Origin of the sequence: Bacillus sp. GMs2/2 (genome assembly GCF_050172095.1) — a bacterium.
Classification (GTDB): Bacteria; Bacillota; Bacilli; order Bacillales; family Bacillaceae_G; genus Bacillus_A; species Bacillus_A cereus.
Genome location: NZ_JBNLYE010000408.1, coordinates 1 through 3,284 on the forward strand (window position 1 = coordinate 1; position 3,284 = coordinate 3,284).

Consider the following 3,284-nt stretch of genomic DNA (forward strand, 5'->3'; position numbering starts at 1 on the left):
ACTTCATATAAAACTTGTGATTCTCGCTTTGGTTCAGCTAAAATTTTCGTTTTATTTCCAGTAACAGTTGCATATATAAAATGCGCTTGGTTTGGTTGGTTACTTTCTGTCAATCCACTTGGTACTTTATATACTTGCTTTGTATCTTTTGCAAACTCTCCTCCCATTGTAAGGGCGACTTGCAACTCATGAAAGATATCTTCATCAAACTTCAGTTCATCCTTCCTATAACTCTTTCCTTTAAATAGAACTTCATCATTTAACGCTTTGTACAAGTTATTTTCATTTTTTGAGTTCGTACTTTGATATAGTTCATTCATAAATTGTTTTAATGATGGATCTTGAGCAGACTCATCTTTTGTTTTAGGCTTAATTTGAGTACTACTTTGTACCGGTGATTTATTATCATCAAGCCAAGGTTGTTGAACAATGAAAAATAACATTGTACAAACCAAAACAACTACAATAGGTAATGCTTTTTTACGAAATGGTCTTTTATGTTTTTCAAAATCCACTTCATTATTTTCATATATAGACTGCTTTATTTTAGAAATAAATTCTTCTTCATCTTTACGATTCTCCATTGGGCCTTTTTTTATTTTTCTATACCAGTCAGGATTTTGTTTATTGTTCATCACTACTACCCTCCCCTATTAATTTTGAAACCTTACTTCTCGCTCTACTTAATCTCGATTTTACAGTTCCAATGGATACTCCTAATGTTTCAGCCATTTCTTCATAAGATAATTCATATTTTGCATCCAATATAATTATTTCACGGTGCTTTTTAGGTAGTTCTAATACCACCTTCCACACATCATTCATTTCTTCTTGCTTAAAAAATTCTTGTTCTGCTGACAAGGATTGCTTATCGTCACTAAAAAATCCTATTAAAGATATCCTTTTAAAATAGGAGGATTTCAAATAGTTTATTGCCGTATTTCTTGTGATTTTTAAAATCCACGTTTTAATAGATGACTCCTTTCGAAATGAATTCCAATTTTTAAACACCTTTATAAATACATCTTGCGTGATATCATCTGATAAGTGTGGATCTTTCGTAATAATAAATGAATAATTCCATACATCTTGCCAATAGTCTTTTATAACATAGTCCAGCTCATCATGATTACACTTTTCAATAAACGTCTGTTCCATTTCCACACCTCAAACTTATTTGAATAAACATAAAACTGCCCTCACTTTTTTATTATGGTTTCAATATATAGACAAAATACAAGTTTCATTTGTTCCATTGTTTATCTTTTTTCAGGCAGAATAATACTACTAAAAAACAAGTAAAGCATACAATGATAAAAATCCACTCACAATAATCTATTTTTTGAATTTAACGTAACACTCTACTTGTCCATTTCAATTTGCTATTCCCTTCTATTTACCATTAACAATGTCAACTTTTCTAAAATGACAGCAAAAAAGCATTCTCGATTAGAAAGAATGCTTTTTTGAAATTTAATTGTTCTATATTTCCCCCAATCTATATCTTTGAGTTAAGCAAACATGTAATAAATTTAGTGAAAAATTCACCTTATAATTAAGTATTATTTCTGAAATACATGTTTTATTTTTTCACCTGGAACGTTACTTCCTCCTCTTCCTTTTACATCTTCAATCATCATTGTAACAATCATGTCTGGCGCATTTGCATCGAAAGCTGCGAACCATCCCAGTTCTTTTCCGTCTGCTTCTTTCGACTCTTTCAGTTCTGCTGTACCAGTTTTACCAGCAAGCGTCACACCATCAACCTGTGCAATTCTCCCTGCGCCATCAGGGTCATTAATGACTTTAATTAATGCGCTCTTTAATATCTCTTGATTCTTTTTAGAAACCACATTTTCTTTCCAATTCCCTGCTACTTTTGCTTCTTTTAAAAGATGTGGCGACGGAATATTCCCTTCATTCACAATCGGTGCATATGTTAATGCTAAATGAAGTGGTGTCATTAATACTTGTCCTTGTCCATAGCCCGTGTCTGCTAGTTGAATATCGTTTTTTATCCCATCTTTTGCAATGATTGAAATAGGAAGTTCGTATTCGATTGGTAATTTTTCATGAAATCCGTACTTTTTAAATTCATTTACATACTGATCTTTTCCCATTTTCAAAGCTTGTTGAGCAAAATAAATATTATCAGAGTACTTCATTGCCTTATCAAAATCAATTGGACTTGCATCCTTTACACGCGTTACATAGTAATTTCCCCAAGACGAATCTTTTGTCCACTTCAATCCTTGAATTTTAAATTCTTCCTTCGGATTTATTGTGTTTGTTTCCAAACCAATTGCACCTGTGATCGTTTTAAATACGGAACCTGGTACAAATGCTTGTGTAAAGCGATTCGTCATTGGTAGTTTCGAGTCGTTACTCCATGCTTCTCGTTGGGCTTTCGATGCTCCTCTAACTATTATATTTGGATTATAAGCAGGGCTACTTACAAGTGCGATTGTTTCACCCGTTTTAGGATTGACCGCTGCACTAGACCCTGCTTCAGTTTTCATCTCATTAAAGATTTTTTCTTGAATTGCAGCATCAATTGTTAACGTAACATTTTCTCCTTCTTTTGCTTCTTTTTTTGCTACGTTTTTAATCTCTTTCCCCTTCTCATCTTCTATAAATACGCGTCCACCCTTTTCACCACGCAATTTATTTTCTAACACTTTCTCTAAACCGGTCTTACCTACTAAATCATCTGCTTGATAACCTTGTTTTTGAAGTGATTTTAACTCCTCCGCATTCACCTTTCCTATGTATCCAGTTAAGTGTGCCGCTGCTTCACCTAATGGATACGTACGAATATTTACTGGGTGAGATGAAACTCCTTCTAATTCAATATAATCATTCTGTCTGGTTCCCTCTTTTAAAATGCCAATTGGTACAAAGGAGTCTGGTTTTATCCATTTCGCTGTGAGCTTTTGTTCGACCTCTTCTATAGACATATCAAGTAATTGTGCTACTATTTCTTTCGTTTGCGCTGCTGTCTCGCCTAGTTTCTCTGGAATAATTCCAACCTCAGTCGCTTTACCATTCGTTGCAAGCCCTTTTCCATTTCGATCATATATTTCTCCGCGTTTTCCTTGCTCTATTTGCATACGTACTTTGTAATCTTTTTTCATTCCTGGAAAAATGAAGTCTGGTGTCCAATCTATTTTCCAAGACTCTTTATCTTTCACAAGTTTTGCTTCATGGATGAATGAAACTGATCCTACATCCGTATCCATCTTAACTTCAAAAAGAAAAAGCTCTTTATCTTTCGTATTCTCTCC

The 3,284-nt window shown here is 33.7% G+C and carries 3 protein-coding genes; all 3 read right to left on the bottom strand.

Annotated features, from left to right (window positions below):
• The coding region (locus tag ACQGS6_RS25185; RefSeq protein ID WP_426965780.1) for an SH3 domain-containing protein at window positions 1-635 on the bottom strand (635 nt) is incomplete at its 3' end.
• Window positions 625-1,158, bottom strand: coding sequence for an RNA polymerase sigma factor (locus ACQGS6_RS25190; protein WP_000438327.1), 534 nt, complete (start codon window positions 1,156-1,158; stop codon window positions 625-627). The genes ACQGS6_RS25190 and ACQGS6_RS25185, both read right to left, overlap by 11 nt.
• 404 nt (window positions 1,159-1,562) lie before the next feature.
• A partial coding sequence (locus ACQGS6_RS25195; RefSeq protein ID WP_426965781.1) for a penicillin-binding transpeptidase domain-containing protein occupies window positions 1,563-3,284 on the bottom strand: 1,722 nt, incomplete at its 5' end.

Bases quoted from the DNA above. Each gene is read 5' to 3' on its own strand.
- ACQGS6_RS25190 (WP_000438327.1), bottom strand. From the start codon at position 1,158: ATGGAACAGACGTTTATTGAAAAGTGTAATCATGATGAGCTGGACTAT.